Origin of the sequence: Geomonas terrae (genome assembly GCF_004791675.1) — a bacterium.
Taxonomy (GTDB): domain Bacteria; phylum Desulfobacterota; class Desulfuromonadia; order Geobacterales; family Geobacteraceae; genus Geomonas; species Geomonas edaphica.
Genome location: NZ_SRSC01000001.1, coordinates 1,554,289 through 1,578,903, shown reverse-complemented (window position 1 = coordinate 1,578,903; position 24,615 = coordinate 1,554,289). Strand labels below are relative to the sequence as shown.

Here is a 24,615-nt window from a genome sequence, read left to right as displayed (position 1 = left end):
AGCCTACGGGCTCCTTTTTTTATCTTTAGGGCAGCTAACTAGGAGGTTCTGACATGTCAATGACGAGGGTGGCGCTGGGTGCGCTGGTTCTGCTCACCTTTTTCGGCTGCGCCAGCCAGAGTGATCTGGAATCGGTCCGCCGCGACACGGATGAGATGAAGAACCGCATCTTCACCCTGGACAAAGGGCTGAACGAAGTCCGCGGCGAGGTGAAAGAAGGGGTTGAGAAGTCGCTGGCCGGTTACCGCCATAGTCTGGAGACGCTGCAGACGGACGTCGCAGGCTACCAGAAGGATATGGCCTCCATCCGCAAGGGGGGCGCCGACCTGCAGGCAACACTCGAGAGCGCTCGGGTGGACATGCAGCTTCTCACCGGAAAGATCGATGACGTCCGCATCATGGCCCAAAAGCCCGCAGACGACATCGCCCTGTTAAAGGAAGACCTGAACAAGCGGCTGTCCGCCATCGAAGAGCGCATGACGAAGCTGGAGAAAGGGCTCGAGGAGCAGAAGAAGAAGCAGCTCCCTGCGCCGGTTACCCCGGAGGTGCTCTACCAGCAAGGCTATGACGCACTGAAGGGCGGAGAGAGGGCGAAAGCGCGCGAGATCTTCGCTTCATTCCTGCTCCAGTTCCCCAAGCAGCCCCTGGCAGCCAACGCACAGTACTGGATCGGCGAGAGTTACTATTCCGAGAAGAACTGGGAACAGGCGGTGCTGGAATTCCAGGAAGTGATCAAGAACTACCCTTCGAGCGAAAAAACTCCGGCGGCGATGCTTAAGCAGGGTATGGCCTTCAGGGAACTTGGCGACAACAAGAGCGCAGCCTACATCATGAGAAAACTGGTGGAGGAGCACCCGAAGAGCGAAGAAGCCAAGGTCGCCAGGGAGAAATACAAAATCAAGTAAGCCGCAACACAGGAAGGACTCCGAGAAGGCCCTCCTGCCAAAAACGGGAGGGCCTTCCCGTTTCGGCACCACACGTACAAGAGCAAAGGAGACGACGATGTTCCTGGCCAGAGACAAAAACAACGACCTTTACCTTTTCGACAAGCTCCCGACCAAGGGGAAGGAGTGCTGGTGGGCTGAAACCGGCGTGGACGGTACCTACCTGAAGCTGGACAAATCCCTCTACCCGGAGATCACCTGGGAGACGGAGCCTGTTCCGGCCGAGCTTAAGCTCACGCAGAAGGGATAAGAAAGAGGCGCCTACAGCGGCCTGAAGGCGGGCTTGATGTTCTCGGGGGTGAAGTTCTCTCCGACGGCCCACCCCTTCCCCGTGACGAGCAAGGGCTGCAGACGGCAGGCGATGTAGCCGATCAGATTCGCGGGCTCGGGGAGGTCGGAGGCGATGGTGACCACCCGGAAGCCTACGAAATCCCCCTCCTCCGGGTATCCGGGGGCCCCCTTCAAGGTGCAGCTCCAGAGCTTCAGCTCCCCTTCCGGGGCGGCGAGGCTCACCATGAAGGTGCGCTCGCCGTCGCGGTTCATCCCGCCGGATTCCTCGACCAGCGCGGGGACCAGCCCCCCGATGAGAGGGGTGTAGCCGATCGAGCAGGCGTGCGCGAAGGCGCTCCGGGCGTCGGCAAACTGCAGCACCTCTTGCTTCTTTCTGAACCAGTTGAACATGGCGTCACCTGCGGGATTGGGATGCTAGAGTATACCGGGTTTGCGGATACAAAAAAAGGCGGGTCACCCCGCCTTTTCCAGTACGTTTCTTTTCGATATGGCTAAGCCTTCTTTTCCGGCTCGGTTGCTGCCGCGGCGGCCACCGGCTCGGCGACGTTTCCTTCCACCTTTGCCCTGAGCTCCTCGGCCTCCTTGGCCTTCTCCTCCTCGGCCTTCTTCTTAGCCTCGGCGAGCTTCGCCAGGTGTTCCTTCTCCTCGTCGGTCCTGCTGTCCGCCTCGATGGTCTGCTTGAAATCGTCCGTCGCCTTCTTGAACTCGGCCAGCCCCTTCCCAAGGGACTTCGCCAGGTCAGGGAGCTTCTGCGGCCCGATGACGATGAGCGCTATAACCAAAATGATGACCAGTTCAGGCATCCCGATTCCAAACATACTATTTACCTCGCGTGTGCGGCGTTTAAACGCCCGTCAGATATGTAAAATTTCGATGAAATAATAGAGGTTTTGACTACCGGTGTCAAGCTTGCAAAGCCGCGGTCTTAATTGGTTTGACATGGACTCTAACATTGTCTACTATCGGTCCTGTTTACCATATATTTCAAATGAGAAACATTGCTTTGGTGGTGATAAACATGGCGCAGGAAACTTTAAAGTCAGATATTAAATCTTTGCTCAGGAAGCGTAATGCCGTGCTCCTGGCACATAACTACATGCGCGACGAGGTTCAGGAGATCGCCGACATTACCGGGGACTCCCTCGCCCTCTCAATGGAAGCGGCCAAAACCGACGCCGACGTGATCGTCTTCTGTGGCGTTCACTTCATGGCAGAATCCGCCTCGATCCTCGCACCGGAAAAGACCGTGCTGCTCCCCCGCCTCGATGCCGGTTGCCCGATGGCCGACATGGTCACCGTGGAAGGGCTGAAGGAGCTCAAGGCTAGGTACCCGGGTGTACCGGTGGTGACCTACGTGAACTCCTCCGCCGCGGTGAAGGCCGAGAGCGACATCTGCTGCACCTCGGCGAACGCGCTCAAGGTGGTGCAGTCCATGAGCGAGAACGAGATCATCTTCGCCCCGGACAAGAACCTCGGCAGCTACGTCGCCCGTTTCACCGACAAGAAGTTCCACCTCTGGGAAGGGTACTGCCCGACCCACGAGCGGCTGAGGCCCGAGGTGGTCGTGGAGCTGAAGGACCAGCACCCGGGCGCCCCGTTCGTCTGCCATCCGGAGTGCAACCCGGCCGTGGTGGCGCTGGCCGACCACGTCTGCTCCACCACCGGGATGTACGACTACTGCCGCAAATCAAGCGCGAAACGCTTCATCATCGGCACGGAGGCGGGCATCCTCTGGCGCCTCAAGCGCGAGAACCCGGACAAGGAGTTCATCCTCGCCTCCCCTGCCCTCATCTGCCCGAACATGAAGCTCACCTCCCTGGAGGACGTGCACGAGGCGCTCGTCAACATGCGCCCGGTGGTGAAGGTTCCCGAGGAGACCCGCGTCCCGGCCAAGCGTGCGCTGGACCGCATGCTTGCCATCCCGAGGGACTAAAACAGGAGAGACGCATGATCCGATCCTTCAAAGGCATGAACCCCAAGATCGACCCTTCCGCCTTCATCGCCGAGGGTGCCGTCATCATCGGCGAGGTGAGTATCGGCAAGGAGTCGAGCATCTGGTACAACTGCGTTGTGCGCGGCGACGTGAACTCCATCACCATCGGGGACCGGACCAACATCCAGGACCTCTCCATGCTGCACGTAACGCACAAGAAACACGCCGAGGACCCGGGCGCTCCGCTCGTCATCGGCAACGACGTGACCGTCGGACACAGCGTCACCCTGCACGGCTGCACCATCGAGGACGGCGCCTTCATCGGGATGCAGGCGATGATCATGGATAAGGCGGTCGTCGGCAAGGGGGCGCTCGTCGGCGCCCGGGCTCTGGTCACCGAGGGAACCGTGATCCCACCCGGCACCCTCTGGGTCGGCTCCCCCGCGAAGTACAAGCGGGACCTGACCGAGAACGAGATCGCCTGGCTCGGACGCTCGGCCGGAAACTACGTCCGCTACTCCCGCGAGTTCATGGAAGACCCGGCGACGCCGCGCCGCACCGACAACGAGTAGAAGATTCACCGGGGCCCGCCGCGGTCCGGAGACGATGCATACGATGGAAAACAACACGGGCGGGGAGACGATTCCGCGCCGGCGCGAACAGCTCATGGAGCTCTTCGACGCGCTCTTCAAGCGCTACGGCGCCCTCAACTGGTGGCCTGCCGACACCCCCTTCGAGGTTTGCGTCGGCGCCATCCTCACCCAGAACACCAACTGGGGGAACGTAGAAAAGGCGATAGCGAACCTGAAACGGGAGGGGCTCCTCTCGGTCGAGGCGATCCGGGATACGCAACCGGAGCGGCTCGCCGAGTTGATACGCCCCTCCGGCTTTTTCAACGTGAAAACGGTGCGGCTCAAGGGGTTCGTGGAGTGGCTCTTAACACGCCACGGAAGCCTCGACGTGATGTTCGCCGGAGAGTGGCGTCCGCTGCGCGACGAGCTCGTCAGGGTCCCCGGGATCGGACCGGAGACCTGCGATTCGATCCTCCTCTACGCCGGGCACAAGCCATCTTTCGTGGTGGACGCCTACACCCGCCGCCTATTCTCGCGTCTGGGGCTGGTCAGTGAGAAGGACGACTACCACGAGGTGCGCGCCCTGTTCATGGAGCATCTCCCCCCCGACGTACCGCTGTTCAACGAATACCACGCCCAGATCGTGGAGCACTGCAAGCGCCACTGCCGGAAAACGCCCGTCTGCGACGGATGCCCGCTGAAAGCCGCCTGCTGCTGCGCCACACCCTTATAGAGAGCCACATGAGAAACTTCGCCAACGTCTTCCTGATCCTCTTCTTCGCCGACGGCTTCCTCTCCGTTCTTGACGAGATTTCCTCGCTTTTCGGACCGGTGGAGCCGCTCTCCCTGTTCCGGATGCAGGTCGCCAGCACGGTGCTTTTCTTCGCCGTGCTCCTCTACATCTGCATGTGGGTGGACCGGCGCATCCCCAAGCGGCTCTTCCTCCCGCTGATCCTCTTCCCGTTCGCGGTCCCCATGCTCGCCTGGCTCATCCCGGCGCTCGGCGAATCACGGATCTACTCTATACTCATGTCCTTGATCCAGGTCGGGGTCCCTCCCATGCTCATCGCGCAGTACCGCGACGGCAAGGAGCCCGGACTTACCCTACCCCCATGGCGCTTCGAAGGCCCCGTGTTCGGCCTTAAAAACACCCTTTTGTTCACCGCGGCGAACGTGGTGGCGCTCCCGGTCTTTCTCACCCTCTTCACCCTTAGCAGCGCCGACGCCTGGACCAACCTCAACACCGCGGGCTTCGTGCGCGTGGCGCCGGGCGGCCTGTACATGACCGAGCGCGTCTACAAGCGGGGGAACCAGACCGTGAAGCTTTCCGGGATGATCCACGTGGGTGAGAAGGGTTACTACGAGGACGTGACCAAGGGGCCGGTGCAGGGGCGCACCGTCGTGCTGGCGGAAGGGGTGACCGACCGCAGCCAGGTGCTGAAAAACCGCTTCGATTACCGAAAGGTGGCCGACTTCCTGGGGCTCGCCTCCCAGGAGAAGATGCTCTTTTCCGGCAACGTCATCGACGAAAAGGCACTCGACGCTGCGCGCCGCCCCGCGGGCAAGGGGCCCGACATCGTGCTCGCCGACACGGACCTCGCCACCTTCCGGCCGGACACCCTGCTCTTTCTGAACCAGGTCGGCAAGGAGCTCGGGAGCCACGGCTCCGTCGCCGATGGGGTCCTGAGCCTCAACAGCTGGGCCGAGAAGAACGTTACCCCGAAGATGTACGACGTCATCAGGGAGGACATCCTCACCCGCCGCAACGAGGTGGTCCTTAGCTACCTGGACCGGGCCCTGAAGGGATACGACACCGTGGTGATCCCTTGGGGCGCGCTGCACATGAAGGGGATTGAGGCCGGGGTGAAAGAGCGTGGCTTCGTGCTGAAGGAAGAAAAGAAGCGCCTCGGCGTGGACTTCAAAACCATCGCCGAGGCGAATAAGAAGTAGCTAGAACTGTTCGGAATCCTCACCCGCCTGCTCCACCCCCCAGAGCACGTCCAGGAAGTTCTTGAGGATGCGCGCGGTCAGTCCCCAGATCTCGTCCTCGCCGTAGAGGTAGAAGTACATCGGGTAGTTCTCGATTCCCTTGTGGTTCCAGTATTCGACGCGGTAGACGCCGGGCTTCGAGAAGTGCGACAGCGGCACCTTGATCAGCCGCTCGATCTCGGCGTCGTTCACGGTGAGGAGGTAGTTTTCCGGGAAGATCCCGACCACCGGGGTGACCAGGTAGTTGTGGATGGAGTGGCAGTCGTCCAGCTCGCCCAGGATCTCGACGTCCCCGGGATCGATCCCCACCTCCTCCCACGCCTCGCGCGTCGCCGTGTCGGCGCTGTCGCGGTCGCTTTCCTCGCAGCGCCCCCCCGGAAAGGAGATCTCGCCGCTGTGGTGCGTGAGGTGGGTGGTCCTCTTCGTGAAGAGGACGTGGTACTCGCCGTCTTTCATGAAAAGCGGGATCAGGACGGCGGCGGGAACCGGCCCGGCCTCCATCGGGACGCGCCGGCGCTCGGCGAGAGAGCGCTTCAGCCTCTCCCGCACTTCGGCAGGCTCCAACGCCCTGTCCTGACCGTTTTCCGCGGTCAGAGCACCGGCTCCTTGGCCCTTTTCTTGAGCTCCGCGATGGTGGCGGCGTAGTCGGGGGAGTTGAAGACGGCACTCCCCGCCACGAAGACGTCGGCACCGGCGTGGGCGATGCGGGCGATGTTGTCGATCTTCACGCCGCCGTCCACCTCGAGCTCCGCCTCGATGCCGCGGCGGTCCATGGTGGAGCGGAGCGCCTGGATCTTCGGGATGCACGCCTCGATGAAGGACTGCCCCCCGAAGCCCGGGTTCACCGTCATGAGCAGGATCAGGTCGAGCTCCTCCATGACGTAGTCAAGGACGTTCAGCGGCGTCGCCGGGTTGAGCGACACACCAGCCTTCTTCCCGAACGACTTGATGAGCTGGACGGTGCGGTGCAGGTGGTTGGTCGCCTCGGCGTGAACCACGATGATGTCGCTCCCCGCCTTGGCGAAGTCCGGGATGTAGCGGTCCGGGTCGACGATCATCAGGTGTACGTCGAGCGGCAGGGTGGTCGCACGGCGCGCCGCCTCCACGATGAGCGGGCCGATGGTGATGTTGGGGACGAACTGGCCGTCCATGACATCGACGTGTACGTAATCGGCGCCTGCCGCCTCGATGGCCTTGATCTCCTCGCCCAGGCGGGCGAAGTCGGCGGAAAGTATGGAGGGTGCGATCTTTTTCATGGTTTCTCCTACTTGATTTTCTTGAGCCGGGCGGCGAAGAAGCCGTCCATGCCGTCGCGGTGCGGCCAGCTTCTGAAGAAGCCGCGCTCCGTGAAAAGCGGGGTCAGTTCGGGGAAGAGCCCGCGCAGGTCCTCTGCGACGAATTCGGGGTGGTCGCGCAGGAAAGTGTCCACCACGAACTCGTTTTCCTGGACGCTGGTGGAGCAGGTCGCGTAGAGGAGCGTCCCCCCCTTCTCCAGGTACTTGCAGAGGTTCTCCAGGATGGAGATCTGGGTCCGGGCGAGCTGCAGGAGATCGTCGCCGGACTTGCTCCACTTCCCTTCCGGGTTGCGCCGGATCACGCCGAGCCCCGAGCAGGGGGCGTCCACCAGGATCCTCTGGAAGACGACCTCCTTGATCGCGGGGGAGGGGGAGGTGGCGTCCATGGTGAAGGTGCGCACCGAGGCGATGCCGAGACGGTCGCAGGTATCCTTGATGAGCCGAAGTTTCTTGTGGTTCACGTCGCAGGCGTAGATCTCGCCGGAATCCCCCATGAGCTGGGCGATCTGCGTCGACTTGCCGCCGGGCGCCGCGCAGGCGTCGAGCACACGGTCCCCCTTCTCCGGCGAGAGAAAGAGCGGGGCGAGCTGGCTCGACTCGTCCTGCACCGTGAAGAGGCCGTCGCGGAAGGAGGCAAGCCTCGTGATCTGCCCGGACTGGTTCAGCCTGATCCCGTCCGGAGACCAGCGGGTCGCGCTGCAGCTCACCCCCTCGGCGGTCAGACGCTCCAAGAGCGCCTCGCGCGAGACGCGCAGCGTGTTCACCCTCACGGTCAGCGGCGGGGGCTCCGACATGGCAGCCGCCAGCGCCTCGGCCTCCTCCACACCCATCTGCTCGACCCACTGCCGGGTGAGCCATGCGGGGTGCGAGTAGCGCACGGCGAGGTACCCTGCCGGGTTCTCGGCGCGGTCCGGGTAGCGGATGTTGTCGCGGTTTCGGTCCGCGTTTCTAAGGATGGCGTTGATGAAGCCGGACGCGCGCGGCGCGAGCTCCTTGGCGAGCTTCACCGTCTCGTTCACCGCGGCGGAAACCGGGACGCGGTCGAGGAAGAAGCACTGGTAGAGCCCGAGGCGCAGCAAGAGGAGCACGTAGAGCTCGAGCTTCTCGGTCCTCTGCTTGGAGAACTGCCCGATGATGTAATCCAGGGTCCCCTGGCGGCGCAGGACGCCGTACACCAGTTCGGTCAGAAGGCCTCTATCGGCCCCCTTGATGATGTCCTTGGAGAGCTCGTGGTCTATGAGGATGTCTGCGAAGGACTTTTCTTTTTCGATCCGGAGCAGGATATCGAAGGCGGCGCGGCGTGGGTTTTTGCTGGACAAATTACTTCCTTTCAGGGGTGAAGATCTGGGCGAGGCCGGAATCATTATATGCATTTCGCCCAAAATCGCAAGCGGTTAGGGCACTTGACATAGGAAATACAGGGGCTACCCTTTAGCCTGGGTTTAATGATAACCGAGAGGAGGGTTTACCATGATACCTTGGGAAACGGACATGGGAAAAGCGCTGGCTCGGGGGAAGGCGGAACAGAAGACACTGCTGCTTGAGTTCTTCAGCCCGGAATGCATCGGCTGCAAACAGATGGAGGCGGTAACTTTCGCCGACCCGCAGGTCGTCAACTTCATCTCGGACCACGTCATACCGGTAAGGATCCCGGTCAGTTCCGTCACCCAGACCGCCGACTTCCGGGTGAGCTCGACCCCTACCCTCATCACCCTCGACCTGTACGGCCGCGAACACCAGCGCAGCGTCGGCTTCCTTCCCCCCGCCGACATGATCGGCTCGGTGCTCCTCGGCATGGGCAAGGTCTGCCTGGACAACGGGCAGTTCAACGAAGCGGTGATCCAGTTCAACACCCTTTTAAACGGTTGCCCGAAGAGCGCGTCGGCACCCGAAGCGGTCTACCTGCGCGGCGTGGCGCGTTTCAGTGCGAGCCACGACCCGACGGCCCTCAAAGACATCTATCAGCAGCTCTCCAGCCAGTATCCCGAGAGCGACTGGACAAGGCGCGCCGAGCCGTTCACCCTGCTTTGATCTTTTCAGCCGCACCAGGTTTTTATTCCACATGGGGGGCGGCAGCCATGCCGCCCCCTTTTCATGATGTGATTCTATGATGCATGCCCTGGACCACATTTTCACCGGACTTCTCTTCGCCTCGCTGGCTGCCCTCGCGCTCCTCTCGGCCGGGCACGCCCTCGTCAACAAGCGCGATCCCCGCTCTGCGCTCGGCTGGATCCTCACCTGCCTCGCCATTCCGCTTTTCGGCCCCATCTTCTACTGGGGGATGGGTGTCAACCGCATCTACAGCCGCGCCAAGCGCTGGCACCGCGAGTCAGGTGCCCTCCCCATCATCCCACCGACGGTGAAGGACGTCCCCACGGCGCGCCTCCCGGGTGAGCTCGCCTACCTGAGGGAATTAAGAAACCTCTCCGAGCGCGTCGTAAGCACGAGGCTTCTCCCGGGCAACCACCTGATCCCCCTTGAAAACGGCGAGGAGGCCTACCCGGCCATGCTTGCCTCCATCGATGCGGCCGTCTCTTCGGTGCACCTCTCCACCTACATCTTCGACGGTGACGACACCGGCAGGCGCTTCGTCGCCGCCCTCGCCCGGGCGGCGGACCGCGGGGTCGAGGTGCGGGTGATCGTGGACAGCCTGGGGGAAAAGTACTCAAGGCCTACGGCGCGGGAGCTATTGAAGGGGAGCGGCGTGAAATTCCGCCATTTCCTGCCGCTGCGTCCGGGAGGGTACCTGAACCTGCGCAACCACAGAAAGATCCTGGTCGTGGACGGGGCTATCGGATTCACCGGCGGCATGAACATCGGCAGCAGGCACATGGTGACCACGCCCGCGCCGGTGGTGAAGGACCTGCACTTCCAGGTGCTCGGCCCGGTGGTGGCGGACCTGCAGAGAACCTTCGTCGAAGACTGGCACTTCGCCAAGGGGAAACAACTGACCGACGCGCGCTACTTCCCCGAACTCGCAGAGGCTGGAAGCGCCCTCGCCCGGGCGGTGAGCGACGGGCCGGACAAGGACTTCCGCAAGCTCAACTGGATCATCCTCGGTGCCCTTTCCTGCGCCCGCAGGACGGTGACCATCGTGACCCCCTACTTCATCCCGGACCGCCCGCTCATCTCGTCGCTGATCACGGCGGCTTTGCGCGGCGTCGAGATCACCCTGGTGCTTCCCGAGGTGAACAACCTCCCCTACGTGCAGTGGGCGAGCCGCTCCTACCTGTGGGAACTTCTGCAACAGGGGGTACGCATCTACGCCCAGCCCGCCCCGTTCGTGCACACGAAGTTCATGGTGGTGGACCGGAGCTGGAGCCTGATCGGAAGCGCCAACCTCGACCCGAGGAGCCTCCGGCTCAACTTCGAGTTCAACCTGGAGGTCTACGACCTGGAGTTCGCCGCCGCCCTCGAGGGGCGCTGCATGGCCACCCTCGCCCTATCCCGGGAGATCACCCTCGCCGAGATGGACGCCCGCCCGCTCGCCGCGAAGCTGCGCGACGCAGCCGCGAAGCTCTTCTCCCCCTACCTTTAACCCGTTTCCGTCCCCCCGGATCCCGCCAGGGAGACCCGGTTCTTGCCCATGCGCTTACTGCGGTACATGGCGAGATCGGCCTGCTTCAGCACGCTCTTCAGATCGCCGCCGTCCGCGGGGTAAGAGGCAATTCCCGCGGAAAGGGTGCAGTCTATCAGTTCCCCCTCGTAACTGAAGGGACAGTGGTCCATGGCCCGCACGATCCGCTCCACGGCGGGACGGATCTGCTCCCTGTCGTGGTCGTTGTACATGACGATGAACTCGTCCCCCCCGAAGCGCGCCGCGACGTCGCTCTCCCTGATGTTGGCCTGGATGATGCGGGCGGTCCACTTGATGAGCTCGGTGCCGGCCAGATGCCCGTAGCGATCGTTGATCTGCTTCAGGTTGTCCGCGTCCAGCATGCAGATGGCGAAGGGGGTGCCGTAGCGGCGCGAGATCTTCTCCTGCTGCAGGGCGAGAGTCTCGAAGCTGCGCATGTTGTTAAGTCCCGTGAGGTCGTCGGTGAGCGACAGGCGCTCCACGTTGGCCCGTGCCCCTTCGGCCTCGCCGGAGAGCATCGCCCCCACGTGCGCCATGAGGACGAAGGGGACCACCCTGATGAGATGACCGGTGATGTTGCCCAGAAAGGCGGGCGAGGCGCCGGCCAGGAGCAGGAAATAGCAGGCGACCGCGAGTCCCGCCATGAGGTAGGTGGTCCGTCTCCCGAGAATCAGCGAGGTGGCCATCAAGATCAGGTAGATGACCGGGACGAAGGGGCTGTCGGCCTTCCCGGTGAACCAGCAGACCGCCACAAGATAGCCGAGCAGCAGGGCGAGGTCGAGGGAGGCCTTCATCTGGAAGTTTTTCAGGAAGATGCGGGTTAGCGTGAGGCTGCCGATGAGGGTGAGTGAGAGGATCGATACGAGCAGAGTTCCGCGCCCCGGGAAGGGTACCAGGTAGGAGTCGAGCAGTACCAGCCCGACCAGGAGCCAGGCGATGAGGCACAGCACCCGTTTGTGACCGGTGTGCCGTGCTATGTCGCCCGCGCTGATCCAACCCTTTACCTCTACCATCCCGGCCGCCTCGGTCATCAGTTTGACTGCTCCACTTGGAGCTTATCGGCAGAGCGTCGGGAAAGTTGACGGCAATCTTGCGGCGTTGCGGAACGGCTAGGAATGGCGCAGCAGGCCGCGCAGGGCAAAGGCCAAGAGGAAGACGACGAAGTTGATGATGACGATGGTGGCGCCGGTGGGGAGGTTCAGGACGAAGGATACCGAGATGCCGCAGATGACGGTGCCGACCCCGATGGCGGCCGCGGAGATTATGGCCGCCTTGAACCCCTTGGCGACCTGCAACGCCGTGACGGCAGGGAGGATGAGCAGCGCCGATATCAGCATGATGCCCACCACCTTCATGGCGAGCACCACGGTGAGCGCGGTCAGGAGCACGAGGACGGCGTTGATGCGGTCCGTGTCCAGGCCTGAGCTTTTGGCGAGTTCCTCGTCGAAGGTGCTGGCGAAGAGTTCGTTGTAGAACATGATGACACCGGCGATGACGATGACGAAGAGCCCCGCCGCGATGGCAAGCTCGCTCGAGCTGATGGAGAGTATGTTGCCGAAAAGGTAGCTGAAGAGGTCGACGTTGAAGCCCCCGGCAACGCTGGCCAGGAGGACGCCGGTGGCGATCCCGATGGCGGAGACCATGCCGATGGCGGCGTCTCCGTAGATGCGCGCCTTCTGGGCGAGTTTCAGGATCCCGAGGGCCGAGGCGAGCACCACCGGGATGACGGCGAGGGTCATGTAGACCGATTGGAGGCGGAAAAGGAGCGTGAGTGCGACGCTTCCGAAGGTGACGTGGGCGAGACCGTCGCCGATCAGCGAAAGCCTGCGCAGCACTAGGAACACGCCGAGTACAGAGCAGAGGATGGCGATCAGCGACCCGCCGATGAGCGCCCTCTGCATGAAGCCGTAACTTAGCATCTCGTTCAGATCCATATAAACCTCAAAAGCGGGGGCGGAGCATCATTCGCCCGCCCTGCCTGCGCCGTCATTTAGTGCCTGTGGCAAACCAGGTGCTGGCCGTGCTCGCCGAAGAACCCGGTCATCTCGGTGGAATTGCAGAAATCGTCGAAGCTGCCGTAGAAAATAACCTTCTTGTCCAGGTAAAGCAGGTGCGAGGCGTATTTCCCGATGGTGGCCGTGTCATGGGTCACCAGCAGCACCGTGACCTTCTTCTCCCGGTTCATCTCGAAGATGAGCTTGTAGAAGCTCTCCCTGGTCTCCGGGTCGAGCGCCGTCGTCGGTTCGTCCATCACGAGCAGCGCGGGGTCGTTCACCAGCGCCCGCGCCAGGAGCACCCGCTGCCTGAGCCCACCGGAAAGCTCGCCGATCATCTTCCCCCTGATGTGGGAGATCCCCATCCACTCCATGGTCTGTTCCACGGCTCGCGTATCGTCCTTCGTGAAACGCCGCGGGAATTTCTTCGCGGAAAGCCGGCCGAGCCGGATCACCTCGTCGACGGTGGCCGGGAAGTGCGGGTTGAAGAACTGCAACCCCTGCGGCAGGTACCCGATCCGGCGCCAGTCGTGGAAGCCCCCGAGCGGCTTACCGAGGACGGAAATGGCGCCGGAGGTGGGAGCGAGAAGTCCCAGGATGATCTTTATCATGGTGCTCTTCCCGGAACCGTTCGGCCCGCAGATGCCCACGTAGTCGCCCGGATTTACCGTGAAAGAGACGTCCTGCAGCACCTCGGTCCCGTGATAGCCGGCGCAGAGGTTCTGCACGGTGAGAGCTTTGTCTGTCATTGCAGCCCCGTCTTCAAATTCTTGAGGTTTTCTTCCATGAGGGAGACGAAGGTGACGCCCTTTTGCAGCTCGTCCTTAGTGACGTTGTGCCCGGCACGCAGCATGAGGACCTTGGCCCCGGTCTCGCGCGCTATGGTCTCGGCCACGCGGGGACTCAGCAACTCCTCGGTATAGACGTAACCCAAATGCTCGCGGCGCATTATCTGCACAAGTTCAGCGAGCTTAGCCGGGGTGGGTTCTGCATCGGCGTTCACCGCGGAGGCCGAGATGTACTTCAGGCCGTACCTTCTCGCCATGTAGCCGAAGGCATAGTGTCCGCCGTGCAGCAGCACCTTCTTCGGGCAGTTGGCAAGGGTATCCTTGAAGCGCTGGTCCAGTGCAGCCAGCTGCCGGTCCAACCCGGCGGCATTCTGCTCGTAGTACGCCTTGTTGGCGGGATCGCGTGTGACGTAGGCGGCGAGGATGTTTCTTACGATGGTGCGCGCGTTGTCGAAGTCGAGCCAGATGTGCGGGTCGCCCCCCTTCCCGTCGTGGGCATCATCGTGCCCTTCGCGGTGCTGGTCCGATACCGGCCCCTGCATGAGGTGAATCCCCCTTCCTCCTTCAACCACCGCCACCTTGCCCTTATCCAGCCCCGAGATGATGTTAGCCGCCCACGGTTCCATCACCGCATTGGTGTAGACGAAGAGGTCGGCCCGGTTCACCCGCACCACGTCTTCCGGCCGCGGTTCGAAGCTGTGCGGCTCGACTCCCGGCGGAAGGAGCAGCGTCACCTGCGCCTTGTCGCCACCGATCGTCCTTGCGAAGTCGTAGAGAGGGAACAGGGTCGTCACTACTTGCAGCTTTCCGCTTTGCCTCTCCTGACGGCTGCATCCCGGCAGCATCAGGACCAGGGCCAGGAGCAACATCGTAAGCCATTTCATGCCTTTTCCCCTTTTTTAGCGCAACCGCCGCACAGACCGTTCAACTGCAGGATGTGCGATAGCACCTTCCCGCCGTTACGGATGCTCACCTCACGCTCCAACGCATCGATGCCGCAAGAAGGGATGTCCTCAACCTTGCGGCACGAAAGGCATACGAAGTGGTGATGGTGTTCCGGGTTGCTGCAGAAGTAGTAGTACAGCTGGCGGTTGGGATGGATCACCTTGGTGAGGACGCCGCTCTCGGAAAGTTCCTCCAGGTTGCGGTACACCGTGGGTAACCCGAGACGATCGAAGCGTCCCTTCAACGTCTTCCAGAGTTCCTCGGGACTCGCGTACCCCGACTCAGCCTCAAGCAGCTCGAGAATGGCCAACCGTTTCGGGGTCGCTTTCATACCAGCCGCTTTGAGTACCGTCGCGTGACGCTGCTCCATACCAGCCTCTAAATAGAAATGATTTCGTTTTAAAATAGCGGGCGGGGTCTCAAAGTCAAGAAAATTTATGTCACCCGACGGGCCTTTGTGCTACCTTCCCGTAGCCATAGCGGGCTGATTCGGTCAAATGACACAGAGGAACAGGCCTTTCACGTAAACCGGACCACCAACATTAACCACTTCAAAAGCGACATCACTGCCAGATTAGGGAGTTGCTGACCGGGCGCAGACCGTGGCGGTTCTTGGCGTTTGTATTGCATAAAATTCATGATTCATCAAAGCGGTTATTTCACCAGTCGGACGGCGTCACATGCGAAGAGAAACGTACAACTATAAGGATTACTTCCATGCCGGGCAGAAGGCCCGGGTAGAGGTGTCATTATCGGGGGATACGGTTTTCAACGACGGCGCAGTGGTCACGGAGATCGACGACACAGGAATCCGCCTGCGTCTTTCCAGGGAGAAGCTCCCCGATGGTATGCTGCTGCGTCGCGAATCCCCCCTGGTGGTACGCGTAGGGGTGAGCGGCAACAGCTACCGCTGCAAATGCGTAGTCTTAGCCGATCACGCTGAAGAGGACCTGCGGGTGGGGTTCGTGGAGAAGGTAACTCCCGAAGATCAGCGCGAATATTTCCGCCTCGGCACCGACATCCCGGTGATCCTGTTCAACGTGACCGCCGGCACCGCTGAAGAGAGCGGCGCCGCCGGACTGCGGGTGGCTGCGCAGAACAGCCTGCCGCGTATCGTAAATATCAGCGGCGGCGGCCTGCGCACCGAGACCGAGATGGAGATGACCCGCGACGACATCGTCTATGCCACCTTCCACCTGCCGCTTCCCGAGCCGAAGATCGTGCCTGTCGTCGCCCAGGTGATGCACAGCGAGGAGCTGCGCCGCAACGAAGGGATCGTATTCAGCGCGGGCCTGCGTTTCATGCACATCAACGAGCGCGACCGCGACGCCATTGTCCGTTACGTCTGCAACGAAGAGATCAAGCGCATCAGGATGTGCCGTAAGGACTTCTACTCCATACCGACCAGCTAATGCTTCACCAGACTGAGATATAGAATAGAGCGCAGTTGCAATGAATAAGGCCAGCGGAAGATCCGCCGGCCTTTTTTTCAGTGAGTTCTGCGTCCCTCAGGAGTTGTAGCCTATCCTGCAAACACCGCAGCGAGACTCTTCACCAGCAGGTCGTTTTCCTCGCTAAGCCGCACCGCAATCCTGAAATAACGGGTGCCCAGCCCCTGGAAGTTGCTGCAGTCCCTGACCAGAATCCCCTTACCTTTCAACGCCTCGCGCAGTTGCCCTGCGGTCATCCCCTCCCGCGTTATCCGCACCAGCAGATAATTGGCCCAGGCCGGAAAGACCTCGAGACCGGGAAGCGCGGAAAGTGCCGCGGCAAAGCGTACCCGCTCCGCGTCAATATAGCTTCTCGTGCGGTGGCAATATTCCGACGCGGCAAGCGACGCGATCCCCGCCACCTGTGCCGCCGTGTTCACGTTCCAAGGGTCCTGCTGTGCCGCAATCGCCGCGATGGTCTCGGGGCGGGCAAGCGCGTAACCGAGCCGCAACCCCGGGATGCCGAAGAACTTGGTCATGGAGCGCAGCAAGACGGCGCGCGGCGCAGTCCGAATCAGGTCTTTAGCCGACTCCTCCTCGCAGAAGTCGATGAAGGCCTCGTCCAGAACCAGGAAGGTACCGCACTCGCGGCAGGCGTCGACGATCCCGGCGACATCCCCCTTCGGCACCAGGTTACCCGCAGGGTTTCCCGGATTGCAGATGAAGAGCATGTCGTAACCCTCTCCAAGCCGCTCTTTCAGCGCATCGACCGACAGTGCGAAAGCGTCGGCAGGGGAGAGGTTGAAGTAGTCAGTCTGCCATCCCCCCCGCTCCAGGGCGAGCGCGTACTCGGCGAAGGCGGGAGCAACGACGAGGGCACGGCGACCGGAAAAGACGCGCGGGAGCAGGTGAATCAACTCAGTCGAACCGTTGCCGACGGCGATCTCGTCCGGCGCGCAGCCGTGGTAGGCGGCCAGAGCAAGCTTCAGCTCCGTCGCCCCCTTGTCCGGGTAGTGCAGCAGACGCTCATAGCTCGCCGTCAGCGCCTCGCGCACCCCCGGCGCCATCCCAAGCGGGTTGATGCTGGCCGAGAAGTCCAGGAGCTGCTCCGGCGCAAGACCGAGGTCCCTTGCCACGGCAAAAACGTTGCCGCCATGTTCGTGTGGGATTGCCATTGTTACCAACCCTGCAGATATCTCCCCTCGCCCTCCGGGAGAGGGGCGGGGGTGAGGGCCTCGCCCTAGAGAAGACTTGGCCGTTATATCGTCACCTTCAAAGCCAGCATGAGCGCCATCCACCCGAGCACCATGATCGCCTCGCTGCAATACATGAGGCGAACCACGCCCGCGTATGCCTCAAGGGAGAGCGGCCGCACCGGATCCCCGATGGTCGGCTTCTCCACGATCCTGCCGAAGTAGCGGTTCGCGCCGCCGAGTCTGACACCGAGCGCACCGGCTGCCGCCGCTTCCGGATAACCGCTGTTGGGGGAGGCGTGGTTGCGGCAGTCCCGGTGCAGGATGCGCCAACTCCCCGCACTGCTCAAGCCGCAAAGAGGCGCCGCAAGCACCATGAGCAGGCCGGTGAGCCGCGCCGGGATGAAGTTGGCGAGGTCGTCGAAACGCGCCGAGGCCCAGCCGAATTCCAGATAGCGCTCGTTTTTGTACCCCACCATGGAGTCGAGCGTGTTGACCGCCTTGTACGCGATCGCCAGCGCCGGGCCTCCCAGCATCAGATAGAAAAGGGGCGCGACGACGCCGTCGCCGGTATTCTCCGCCACGGTCTCCACCGCCCCCCTGATGACCTCCGGCTCGTCCAACTGCGCAGTCTCGCGTCCCACGATGTAGGAAAGCGCAACCCTTGCGGCGGGAAGGTCACCCCGTTCCAGGGCCTTCGCCACCTTTGCCGACTCGACGTGCAGCGAACGGGCCGCAATGGAGACCCAGGCGAGGTAAAGCGCCACAAGGAAGCCGACCGCCGGGGCGACCAGCGTTCCCAGGTAGATGAGCCCCGCGGCAACGAGATAGCTGACGCCGACGGTGACGACGAGCAGCGCAACGCCTGCCAGGCGGGGATCGGAGATCCTTTGGCGCAACACCCGTTCAAGCCACGAAATCAACCATCCGATGATGACCACCGGATGCGGCAGGGTGCGCGGGTCGCCGAGAAAGAGGTCCATGACCACCGCGCCGAGCACTATCGCTATGTGCGGGTCAAGGAGTGCCATCACCGGCCGTACTGCTCATGGCGCGCAGCGGCGAGATGCCGCAGATCCGGAAGATCCGCTCCAGATCCAGGTGCCGCTCCATGTGCGCCGCGAGGGCATCGAACGGGTCGGGCATCGGGACCGCTTCCGCCTGCTCCGGCAGTCCTTTCGCACGCCTGATCCGGTTCAGAAAGGCAGTCCTGAAACCGTGATTGTCGAAAATGCCGTGCAGGTAAGTGCCGAAGACCCGCCCATCGGCGGATACGGCACCGTCATCCACGGTGACGCCCTCTCCGGAACGGCTGGTGATGCGCGCAAAGGGGGTGACTCCCTGACCGAGGACGCTTTCACCCATGTGGATCTCGTATCCGGTTACCGCAGCGTCACAGCCGGGTGCTACCGACGCACCTGCAGCGGAGAGCTTGGCTTCCGCCTGGTGGGTCTGTTTCTCCTTCAGCATGGTGGTCACCACGTCGAAAAGTCCCAGCCCATCGACGCGTTCAGGACCCGACTCCACCCTTTCCGGGTCGAGCACGGTTTTCCCTAGCATCTGGTATCCGCCGCAGATGCCGACGACCGGTCCCCGGAAACGGGTAACCGCCTCGGCGATCCCCTCATCCCTGATCGACTCGAGATCGGCGAGGGTGGCCTTCGTGCCCGGCAGGATCAGGAGGTCCATGGTCTCGACGAGCCAGGGCGAGCGGACGTAGTAAAGCTCCACGTCCGGCTCCGCCTCCAACGCCGCAAAGTCGGTGTAGTTCGAGATCCGCGGAAGGCGAAGCACCCCGATGCGCAGCTTGTCACCCCGCTCCGTCGTTTGGGGCGCGGTTTCCTTCTTCTGCAGGGCGACGCTGTCCTCCTCGGGCAGGGCCAGCCCTTTGTACCAGGGAAGCACCCCGAGCACGGGCACCCCGGTCCGCTCCTCGACATACTTGATGCCGGAGGCCAGCAGCGAAGCATCGCCCCGGAACTTGTTGATGATGACCCCTTTCACGAGCGCCTTTTCTTCCGGCTGCAGGAGTTCAAGGGTGCCGACGATCTGTGCGAAGACGCCGCCCCGGTCGATGTCGGCAATGAGGATCACGGGAGCGCCAGCCATGCCCGCCACCTTCAGGTTGGCGATATCGTGGTCGCGCAGGTTGATCTCGGCGATGCTGCCGGCCCCCTCAATGACGATGAAGGAGTAGCGGTCGCGCAACCTGGCGAAACTCTCCCGCGCCTTCAAAAAGGCCTTCGGCTTGTAGGCGTTGTACTCCTTGACCCCCATGTTGCGCACGACCTTGCCCTGCACGATCACCTGACTTCCGGTGTCGGAGTTGGGCTTCAACAGGATCGGGTTCATGTCGGTATGAGGTGCGATGCCGCAGGCCTCCGCCTGTACCCCTTGGGCGCGGCCGATCTCCCCTCCCTCGGGGGTAACCGCGGAGTTGAGCGCCATGTTCTGGGACTTGAAGGGTGCCACCGAGATGCCGCGACGCTTCAGGATGCGGCAGAAACCGGCCGCGAGCACCGACTTCCCGACGTCGGAACCGGTGCCGCAGAACATCACCGCATGCGGATCTTCGCTAACCTCTCCCAGAGACGCCACGGCTGCGCGCTTTTTGCGGTTGGGGTTCTGGTCGTCGCCGCGGGTGGCATAACCGCGCGGGGTGACGATGCGTCCGTCGCGGCAAAGGCGCGTCGAGGAGTTGCCGATGATTACCAGCGAGAACATGTCGATGGGATGCTGCAACATCTCGCCGAGCGTGGTGATGATGCACTCCTCGCCGTCGCGGCAGGCGTTGCGGACGATGCCGACGGGGACCTGAGGACCGCGCGCCGCGATCAGGATGTCCCTCGCCTCTTCGATCTGGGTGACACGCCCCTTGCTGCGTGGGTTGTAAAGCGCCACCACGAAATCTGCGCTCGCGGCGGCCTTCAAACGTTTCCGGATTTTCGGAAGCGGCGTGAGCAGGTCGGAGAGCGAGATCACGGCAAAATCGTGCATGAGCGGCGCGCCCAGCACCGAAGCTGCGGCCTGCACAGCCGAGACGCCGGGGACCACCACGATCTCGACGTTTTCGAAGGGAGCGTCCGGTTCGTCGGCGAGTTCCATGGCGAGACCGGCCATGCCGTAGATCCCCGCGTCGCCGCTGGAGATGAGGGCAACAGTCTTGCCCGAGGCGGCGATGGCGAGCGCCTGCGAGCAGCGCTCCACCTCGCGCATCATCCCCGAGGAAAAGAGGGTCTTGTTGACGAGAAGGGGTTCGATGAATTCAAGGTAGGTCCGGTAGCCGACCACCACGTCCGCCTTCTCGATCGCCTCGCGCGCCTCGAAAGTCATGTGGTTTAGCCCGCCCGGGCCGATACCTACTACGAAAAGTTGTGACATTAAACTTGGACCTCTATTACGAAGTGTGCTGGGCTAGCCCCCTCGCCCTCCGGGAGAGGGTGCCCGCAGGGCGGGTGAGGGCGTTGCCACGAAGTGAGTAATTTGCATCTGCCGACGCCCTCACCCCTGCCCCTCTCCCGGAGGGCGAGGGGGAAACAGGCGAGTCAGTAATGGGCGCAGCGTGCGATGGCGATGGCGATGGTGACGTTGCCGTCCTTCACCTTTTTCAAAATGAGCGAGCCCCCGTCCGAGGCGAGCAGCGCGGCCGGTTCGGCGACGCCGCGAGCCCCTATCGCGGCAAAGGCGTGCTCGGACGGCGGCGAGGGAACCGCCACCTTGTTCAACTCGTCGCTGCTGAAGAAAAGAAGCGGGAGCCCTTTCCTTCCGGCACAGGCCAGCAGCCCTTCCTCATCCGCCTTCGCCTCGGCAGAAGCCATGCAGCGAACGCTTTTCATCGAAAGTGAGAGCAGGGAAAGATGCCGCTCCACCACCGCTTCGATTTCGTCAGCGGAAGTCCCCCGGTTGCAGCCGATGCCGAGGCAGAGTTCGACAGGGCGCAGGACCAGGGTCCGTGAAGGATCGAGCCCTTGCGGCACCGCCCCGCTGGTGACGACGACCATGCCGTCCGCACTGGCGGCAAGCGCGTCATCCGCGTCGCGGCAAAAGAGCAGGTTCCCCTTCCCCCCGCAGTAGTCCGCCACCTTGCCGGTCGGGTCGAGAACGGCGATACGTTTTCCTTCGAGCAGCAGTGCGTTCAGCACCTTAACCCGAGATAGGTCATCGATGCGCCAGCCGTTTTCCTTGGCGAGCATGTCGAAGGAGGGGAGTTCGTTCGCGTCGGTCGCGGTGGTGATCACCGGCGTGGCACCGGTAAGTTCGGCGCAGCTTGCGGAAAGCGCGTTGGCGCCGCCCAAGTGACCGGAAAGAAGAGAGACGGCGAAGCGTCCTGCGTCATCGATCGCCACCACCGCCGGGTCCTCATCCTTCCCTTTCAGCAGCGGCGCGATCGACCGGACCACGATTCCCGTCGCCATGATGCAGACGAAGCCGTCGAAGTCGGGCCAAAGCCGCGCCATGAGAGTCGGTACCCGTTCCGCAAAAGGCACGGCCTCACCCGTCGCATGCTTCTCAAGGACGAAGAGCGAGGTGAGCGGCAGTCCGCTCTTAAGCGTCGCCCCGAGCTTCGCGCCGTTGGCGGTTATTGCGATGATGGCAACGCGCATGTTTTTTTAACCTAAAACGTAGAACGTTGAACGCAGAACGTTGAACGGGGTTTTACCCCCTGCACCCGTGCGTGAACCCCTTGTCGTAGAGAAGCGACTTCGCCTTCATCCCTTCGCTGCGGGCGCGCAGCACGTCGCCCACCACGATGAGGGCCTGCTTTACGATCCCCGCCTCAGCCACCTTCGCGGCGATGTCGGCGAGGGTCCCGGTGATTACCTGCTCGTCCGCCCAAGACGCCTTCGCCACCACGGCCACCGGCGTCTCTTCCGTGTAGGCGCCGGAAAGAAGCTCCTCAACCACCTTCCCGATCATGGAGACGGAAAGGTAGATGACCAGGGTGGCGCCGATCCGGGCGATGCTGGAGAGCTGCTCCCGCTCCGGCACCGGGGTCCTCCCCGCGAGACGGGTGATGACCACCGTCTGCGACACCTCCGGCAGGGTCAGTTCCTGCTTGAGCGCGGCCGCAGCCGCGAAGGCGCTCGTGACGCCGGGAACAACGTCGTAGCCGATGCCGAGGCGGTCGAGTTCCTCCATCTGCTCCTGGATGGCGCCGTAGATCGAGGGATCGCCGGTGTGCAGCCGTACCACGCGTTGTCCCTCAACGATCGCTTCCGCCAGAACGGCGGTGGTCTCCTCGAGATCCATGCCGGCCGAATCCCAGACCCGCGCGTTTGGGGCGTAGGTGCGCACCAGTTCGCGGTCGACGAGGCTTCCGGCGTACACGACGACATCCGCTTCGCCCAAAAGGCGCGCTCCCTTAACGGTTATAAGCTCAGCGTCGCCGGGGCCGGCGCCGACAAAATGGACTATGTTCTCTTTCGACACGGGATACCTTTCAAAAAAGGGATCATGCTTTCAAATCCCAATTCATTTAACGCAAAGACGCAAAGCCGCCAAGACGCGAAGAAAACAAGTAAAACGGGTAAAGGCAAAAAACGAGGTCTTCATGCCGTTTCACCTTTGCGTCTCCGCGCCTTTGCGCCTTTGCGTTAATGGTTTGCAGTCCGTTACAGCAGATTCTTCCTGACGATCAGCATGGAGAGGTAATCGAGTTTCCGCCCGAGGAGCGCCTCCAGGTCGTGGTGCACCTCTTCATCGGCGGAGCCGACCCGACGCACGAAGACGCCGCTTTTCTCGCGCCCCAGCTCCTTCAACGCCGCGTACACGGCATCGAAGACCCGGTTCACCTTCATGAGCACGACGGTATCGAACTCCTCGAGAGTCCGCTTCAGCTCGTCCTTCTCGTAGGTGGCGGGAAGGATGGCGATCCGATCCGCCCCAAGCCCCAGCGGCAGTCCGGAAACGGCCGAGGAGGCGAGGATGCTGGAGATCCCCGGCACCACTTCTATCTTTATTTCGGGATACTTGGCGAGGAAGATCCGGTGGATGTAGAGGTAGGTGGAGTAAAGAAACGGGTCGCCGATGGTGACGAAGGCCACGTCCTTCCCCTGGGCGATGCGCTGCGCGACCTGGTCTGCGGCCTCCTCCCAATAAGGATCGAGCCCCTTCATATCCTTCACCATCGGGAAGAGCTGGACCAGCACCTCCTGCCGGCTGCGATCGATGAACTCCTCGACGATGGAAAGCGCGTAGCTCCCGCCTTCCGCCGCCCCGGTCGGAGCGCAGATGACATCCACGCTCCTCAAAATCCGCTCCGCCTTCCTGGTCAACAGCTCCGGATCGCCCGGCCCTACCCCTACCGCGTAGACAACCGCCACTACTCCTCCCCTTTCCAGGCCGAGATGACGTAGACCGGGTTATGGGCAGCGAACATCTTGTATTCGGTGAGGCTGCGGGTCTTGGAGATGTTGACGCAGGTGACCTCGACGGTGTAGCCGTGGTCTTCGAGGAATTCCACCGACTTGGTGAGGGTGTCCAGGGTCACCGCGTTCAGCACGATAAAGCCGTCGGGCTTCAGGCGCTTGTCGACCGCCTCGATGATCTCCTCCAGCATGCCACCGGAGCCGCCAATGAAGACGCGGTCCGGGTCGGGGAGATCCTCCAGCCCTTCCGGGGCGTAGGTTTCCATCACGGTGACATTTCTGGCCACGAACTTCTTGAGGTTTTCCTTCAGAAAGCTCAGGTACTGCGGGTTCTTTTCGAGTGCGAAGATGCGCCCGTTGGGCATCAGGTTCCCCGCCTCGATGGAGACCGATCCGCTCCCTGCGCCGATATCCCACATCACCAGGTCGTCCTGGAGCTGCAGCTTGCCGAGCGTGATGGCGCGCACCTCTTCCTTGGTGATCAGCTTCTTGGCGGTGGCGAACTCGTCGTCCCTGATGCCGATCATCGGGTAGTTCTGGAGGTTAGGCTCCCAGGTCTTGATGAGGATGAGGATGTTGAGCGGCGAGCAGGTTACTTCCGCCAGCCCGCGGATGTCGGTTTTGGTGAACTTCTCGGTGGGGAGCCCCAGGTCCTCGCAGACCCAGGCTTCGTACCCCTCGGCGCCGCGCCCGATCAGTTCCTTGGCGATGACGGCCGGGGTGTTGACGCTGTCGGTGAGGACGGCGATCTTTTCCGAGGCGATGATGCGGTCAAGGGCGGGTTTGATCCCCCTGCCGTGCACCGAGACGAAGGTTGCGTCGTCCCAGGGCTCCTTGATTCTCGCAAAGGCGTACTGGATGCTGGTGACGTTCGGGTAGATCTCGACCCGCTCCTTGGGGAGGTTCCTGAGCAGGAAACGCGCGACACCGAAGAAGTTGGGATCGCCGGAGCCGAGAACGACGGTCCGCTTTTCCGTGTGCTTCAGGTGCTCCAGCATGATGGAGAGGTCTTCCAGGGGACGCTTCTCCCCCTTGAAGTCGGGGAAGATGTCCAGGAGACGCTTGTGGCCGATTAGTACCTCGGCCTGGTCGATCACCTCGAGTGCCTGTTTGCCGAAACCTTCCCATCCTTCGATACCGGCGCCGACAAGATAGATCTTTTGCTCCGCCATGGCCCGCTCCTTTCTTCATCGCAATTCAAAGGTCTAACTTCAAGCCGCCCCAGACGCCCCCCCCTTCGGCCGCTCTCCCTTCCGCCGCGAAGCGAAAAGAGGAGACCCGTCAGAGGGAAGCCGT

Annotated in this window: 26 protein-coding genes; 9 read left to right on the top strand and 17 right to left on the bottom strand. The window is 62.4% G+C overall.

Translation table 11 applies throughout. From position 1 onward, the window contains the following. Nucleotides 1-53 precede the first annotated feature (53 nt). Both ybgF and E4633_RS06775 read left to right on the top strand, forming a co-directional pair. Entirely contained in the window at nucleotides 54-905 is an 852-nt protein-coding gene (ybgF, locus tag E4633_RS06780) for a tol-pal system protein YbgF (RefSeq protein WP_135869456.1), read from the top strand. 97 nt (nucleotides 906-1,002) lie between these two features. After that, on the top strand, nucleotides 1,003-1,194 hold the full coding sequence (locus E4633_RS06775) for a hypothetical protein (protein WP_135869455.1): 192 nt from the start codon (nucleotides 1,003-1,005) through the stop codon (nucleotides 1,192-1,194). Between the two features lie 11 nt (nucleotides 1,195-1,205). Here the strand turns inward: E4633_RS06775 and E4633_RS06770 are convergent, their stop codons facing one another. Further along, nucleotides 1,206-1,625, bottom strand: a complete 420-nt coding sequence (locus tag E4633_RS06770; RefSeq protein WP_135869454.1) for a hypothetical protein — start codon at nucleotides 1,623-1,625, stop codon at nucleotides 1,206-1,208. A 101-nt stretch (nucleotides 1,626-1,726) separates the two neighbouring features. Next, the gene (gene tatB, locus E4633_RS06765) at nucleotides 1,727-2,053 is read right to left on the bottom strand and encodes a Sec-independent protein translocase protein TatB (protein ID WP_129124583.1); all 327 of its coding nucleotides are present in this window, start codon (nucleotides 2,051-2,053) and stop codon (nucleotides 1,727-1,729) included. A 200-nt stretch (nucleotides 2,054-2,253) separates the two neighbouring features. Here tatB and nadA point away from each other — a divergent pair, with 200 nt between their 5' ends. Genes nadA through E4633_RS06745 form a run of 4 tightly spaced genes read left to right on the top strand, consistent with a single transcriptional unit; the run spans nucleotide 2,254 to nucleotide 5,690 of the window. Further along, entirely contained in the window at nucleotides 2,254-3,168 is a 915-nt protein-coding gene (gene nadA / locus E4633_RS06760) for a quinolinate synthase NadA (RefSeq protein ID WP_135869453.1), read from the top strand. Nucleotides 3,169-3,182: 14 nt separating this feature from the next. Beyond that, complete coding sequence (locus E4633_RS06755; RefSeq protein ID WP_135869452.1) at nucleotides 3,183-3,740, top strand: gamma carbonic anhydrase family protein; 558 nt, start codon at nucleotides 3,183-3,185, stop codon at nucleotides 3,738-3,740. A gap of 43 nt (nucleotides 3,741-3,783) precedes the next feature. Further along, the gene (locus E4633_RS06750; protein WP_135869451.1) at nucleotides 3,784-4,473 is read left to right on the top strand and encodes an endonuclease III domain-containing protein; all 690 of its coding nucleotides are present in this window, start codon (nucleotides 3,784-3,786) and stop codon (nucleotides 4,471-4,473) included. An 8-nt stretch (nucleotides 4,474-4,481) separates the two neighbouring features. Then, nucleotides 4,482-5,690, top strand: coding sequence for a hypothetical protein (locus tag E4633_RS06745; protein ID WP_135869450.1), 1,209 nt, complete (start codon nucleotides 4,482-4,484; stop codon nucleotides 5,688-5,690). Here E4633_RS06745 and E4633_RS06740 read toward each other — a convergent pair whose 3' ends face one another. The 3 genes from E4633_RS06740 to rsmB are packed head-to-tail and all read right to left on the bottom strand — an operon-like array spanning nucleotide 5,691 to nucleotide 8,343. After that, complete coding sequence (locus E4633_RS06740) at nucleotides 5,691-6,293, bottom strand: NUDIX hydrolase (protein ID WP_246037940.1); 603 nt, start codon at nucleotides 6,291-6,293, stop codon at nucleotides 5,691-5,693. A gap of 26 nt (nucleotides 6,294-6,319) precedes the next feature. Continuing rightward, complete coding sequence (gene rpe, locus E4633_RS06735) at nucleotides 6,320-6,985, bottom strand: ribulose-phosphate 3-epimerase (RefSeq protein WP_135869449.1); 666 nt, start codon at nucleotides 6,983-6,985, stop codon at nucleotides 6,320-6,322. An 8-nt stretch (nucleotides 6,986-6,993) separates the two neighbouring features. After that, nucleotides 6,994-8,343: a 16S rRNA (cytosine(967)-C(5))-methyltransferase RsmB gene (rsmB, locus tag E4633_RS06730; RefSeq protein ID WP_135869448.1), complete on the bottom strand. Its 1,350-nt coding sequence runs from the start codon at nucleotides 8,341-8,343 to the stop codon at nucleotides 6,994-6,996. Nucleotides 8,344-8,494: 151 nt separating this feature from the next. Between rsmB and E4633_RS06725 the strand changes: the two genes are divergently transcribed. Together E4633_RS06725 and cls are read left to right on the top strand one after the other, a co-directional pair. Continuing rightward, nucleotides 8,495-9,055 (top strand): thioredoxin fold domain-containing protein, encoded by a 561-nt coding sequence (locus tag E4633_RS06725; RefSeq protein WP_135869447.1) that lies wholly within the window; start codon nucleotides 8,495-8,497, stop codon nucleotides 9,053-9,055. A 79-nt stretch (nucleotides 9,056-9,134) separates the two neighbouring features. After that, nucleotides 9,135-10,562, top strand: coding sequence for a cardiolipin synthase (cls, locus tag E4633_RS06720; protein ID WP_135869598.1), 1,428 nt, complete (start codon nucleotides 9,135-9,137; stop codon nucleotides 10,560-10,562). On the opposite strand, the gene E4633_RS06715 is transcribed toward cls, so the two are convergent. The 5 genes from E4633_RS06715 to E4633_RS06695 all read right to left on the bottom strand — a co-directional run bounded on the left by E4633_RS06715 (nucleotide 10,559) and on the right by E4633_RS06695 (nucleotide 14,698). Continuing rightward, on the bottom strand, nucleotides 10,559-11,614 hold the full coding sequence (locus tag E4633_RS06715) for a GGDEF domain-containing protein (protein ID WP_246037938.1): 1,056 nt from the start codon (nucleotides 11,612-11,614) through the stop codon (nucleotides 10,559-10,561). The two genes, cls and E4633_RS06715, sit on opposite strands and share 4 nt — an antisense overlap. Before the next feature lie 96 nt (nucleotides 11,615-11,710). Continuing rightward, entirely contained in the window at nucleotides 11,711-12,535 is an 825-nt protein-coding gene (locus tag E4633_RS06710) for a metal ABC transporter permease (RefSeq protein ID WP_135869446.1), read from the bottom strand. 56 nt (nucleotides 12,536-12,591) lie between these two features. Next, nucleotides 12,592-13,344, bottom strand: coding sequence for a metal ABC transporter ATP-binding protein (locus E4633_RS06705; RefSeq protein ID WP_135869445.1), 753 nt, complete (start codon nucleotides 13,342-13,344; stop codon nucleotides 12,592-12,594). Beyond that, complete coding sequence (locus E4633_RS06700; RefSeq protein WP_135869444.1) at nucleotides 13,341-14,267, bottom strand: metal ABC transporter substrate-binding protein; 927 nt, start codon at nucleotides 14,265-14,267, stop codon at nucleotides 13,341-13,343. Before E4633_RS06700 ends, E4633_RS06705 begins: the two co-directional genes overlap by 4 nt. Next, nucleotides 14,264-14,698, bottom strand: coding sequence for a Fur family transcriptional regulator (locus E4633_RS06695; protein WP_135869443.1), 435 nt, complete (start codon nucleotides 14,696-14,698; stop codon nucleotides 14,264-14,266). The genes E4633_RS06700 and E4633_RS06695 overlap by 4 nt, the downstream gene beginning before the upstream one ends. A 310-nt stretch (nucleotides 14,699-15,008) precedes the next feature. On the opposite strand from E4633_RS06695, the gene E4633_RS06690 reads away from it, so the two are divergent. Then, the gene (locus E4633_RS06690) at nucleotides 15,009-15,740 is read left to right on the top strand and encodes a PilZ-like domain-containing protein (RefSeq protein WP_135869442.1); all 732 of its coding nucleotides are present in this window, start codon (nucleotides 15,009-15,011) and stop codon (nucleotides 15,738-15,740) included. A 110-nt stretch (nucleotides 15,741-15,850) separates the two neighbouring features. Here E4633_RS06690 and cobD read toward each other — a convergent pair whose 3' ends face one another. The 7 genes from cobD to cbiE form a co-directional block, all read right to left on the bottom strand. After that, nucleotides 15,851-16,933: a threonine-phosphate decarboxylase CobD gene (cobD, locus tag E4633_RS06685; RefSeq protein WP_135869441.1), complete on the bottom strand. Its 1,083-nt coding sequence runs from the start codon at nucleotides 16,931-16,933 to the stop codon at nucleotides 15,851-15,853. Nucleotides 16,934-17,016: 83 nt separating this feature from the next. Next, nucleotides 17,017-17,982, bottom strand: coding sequence for an adenosylcobinamide-phosphate synthase CbiB (cbiB, locus tag E4633_RS06680; RefSeq protein WP_135869440.1), 966 nt, complete (start codon nucleotides 17,980-17,982; stop codon nucleotides 17,017-17,019). Then, entirely contained in the window at nucleotides 17,969-20,332 is a 2,364-nt protein-coding gene (locus E4633_RS06675) for a cobyric acid synthase (RefSeq protein ID WP_135869439.1), read from the bottom strand. The genes cbiB and E4633_RS06675 overlap by 14 nt, the downstream gene beginning before the upstream one ends. 164 nt (nucleotides 20,333-20,496) lie before the next feature. Then, complete coding sequence (locus E4633_RS06670; RefSeq protein ID WP_135869438.1) at nucleotides 20,497-21,555, bottom strand: cobalt-precorrin 5A hydrolase; 1,059 nt, start codon at nucleotides 21,553-21,555, stop codon at nucleotides 20,497-20,499. A gap of 52 nt (nucleotides 21,556-21,607) precedes the next feature. After that, nucleotides 21,608-22,381, bottom strand: coding sequence for a precorrin-4 C(11)-methyltransferase (cobM, locus tag E4633_RS06665; RefSeq protein ID WP_135869437.1), 774 nt, complete (start codon nucleotides 22,379-22,381; stop codon nucleotides 21,608-21,610). 182 nt (nucleotides 22,382-22,563) lie between these two features. Further along, nucleotides 22,564-23,274, bottom strand: coding sequence for a precorrin-2 C(20)-methyltransferase (gene cobI / locus E4633_RS06660; protein WP_135869436.1), 711 nt, complete (start codon nucleotides 23,272-23,274; stop codon nucleotides 22,564-22,566). After that, entirely contained in the window at nucleotides 23,274-24,491 is a 1,218-nt protein-coding gene (gene cbiE / locus E4633_RS06655; RefSeq protein WP_135869435.1) for a precorrin-6y C5,15-methyltransferase (decarboxylating) subunit CbiE, read from the bottom strand. The genes cobI and cbiE overlap by 1 nt, the downstream gene beginning before the upstream one ends. Nucleotides 24,492-24,615 lie beyond the last annotated feature (124 nt).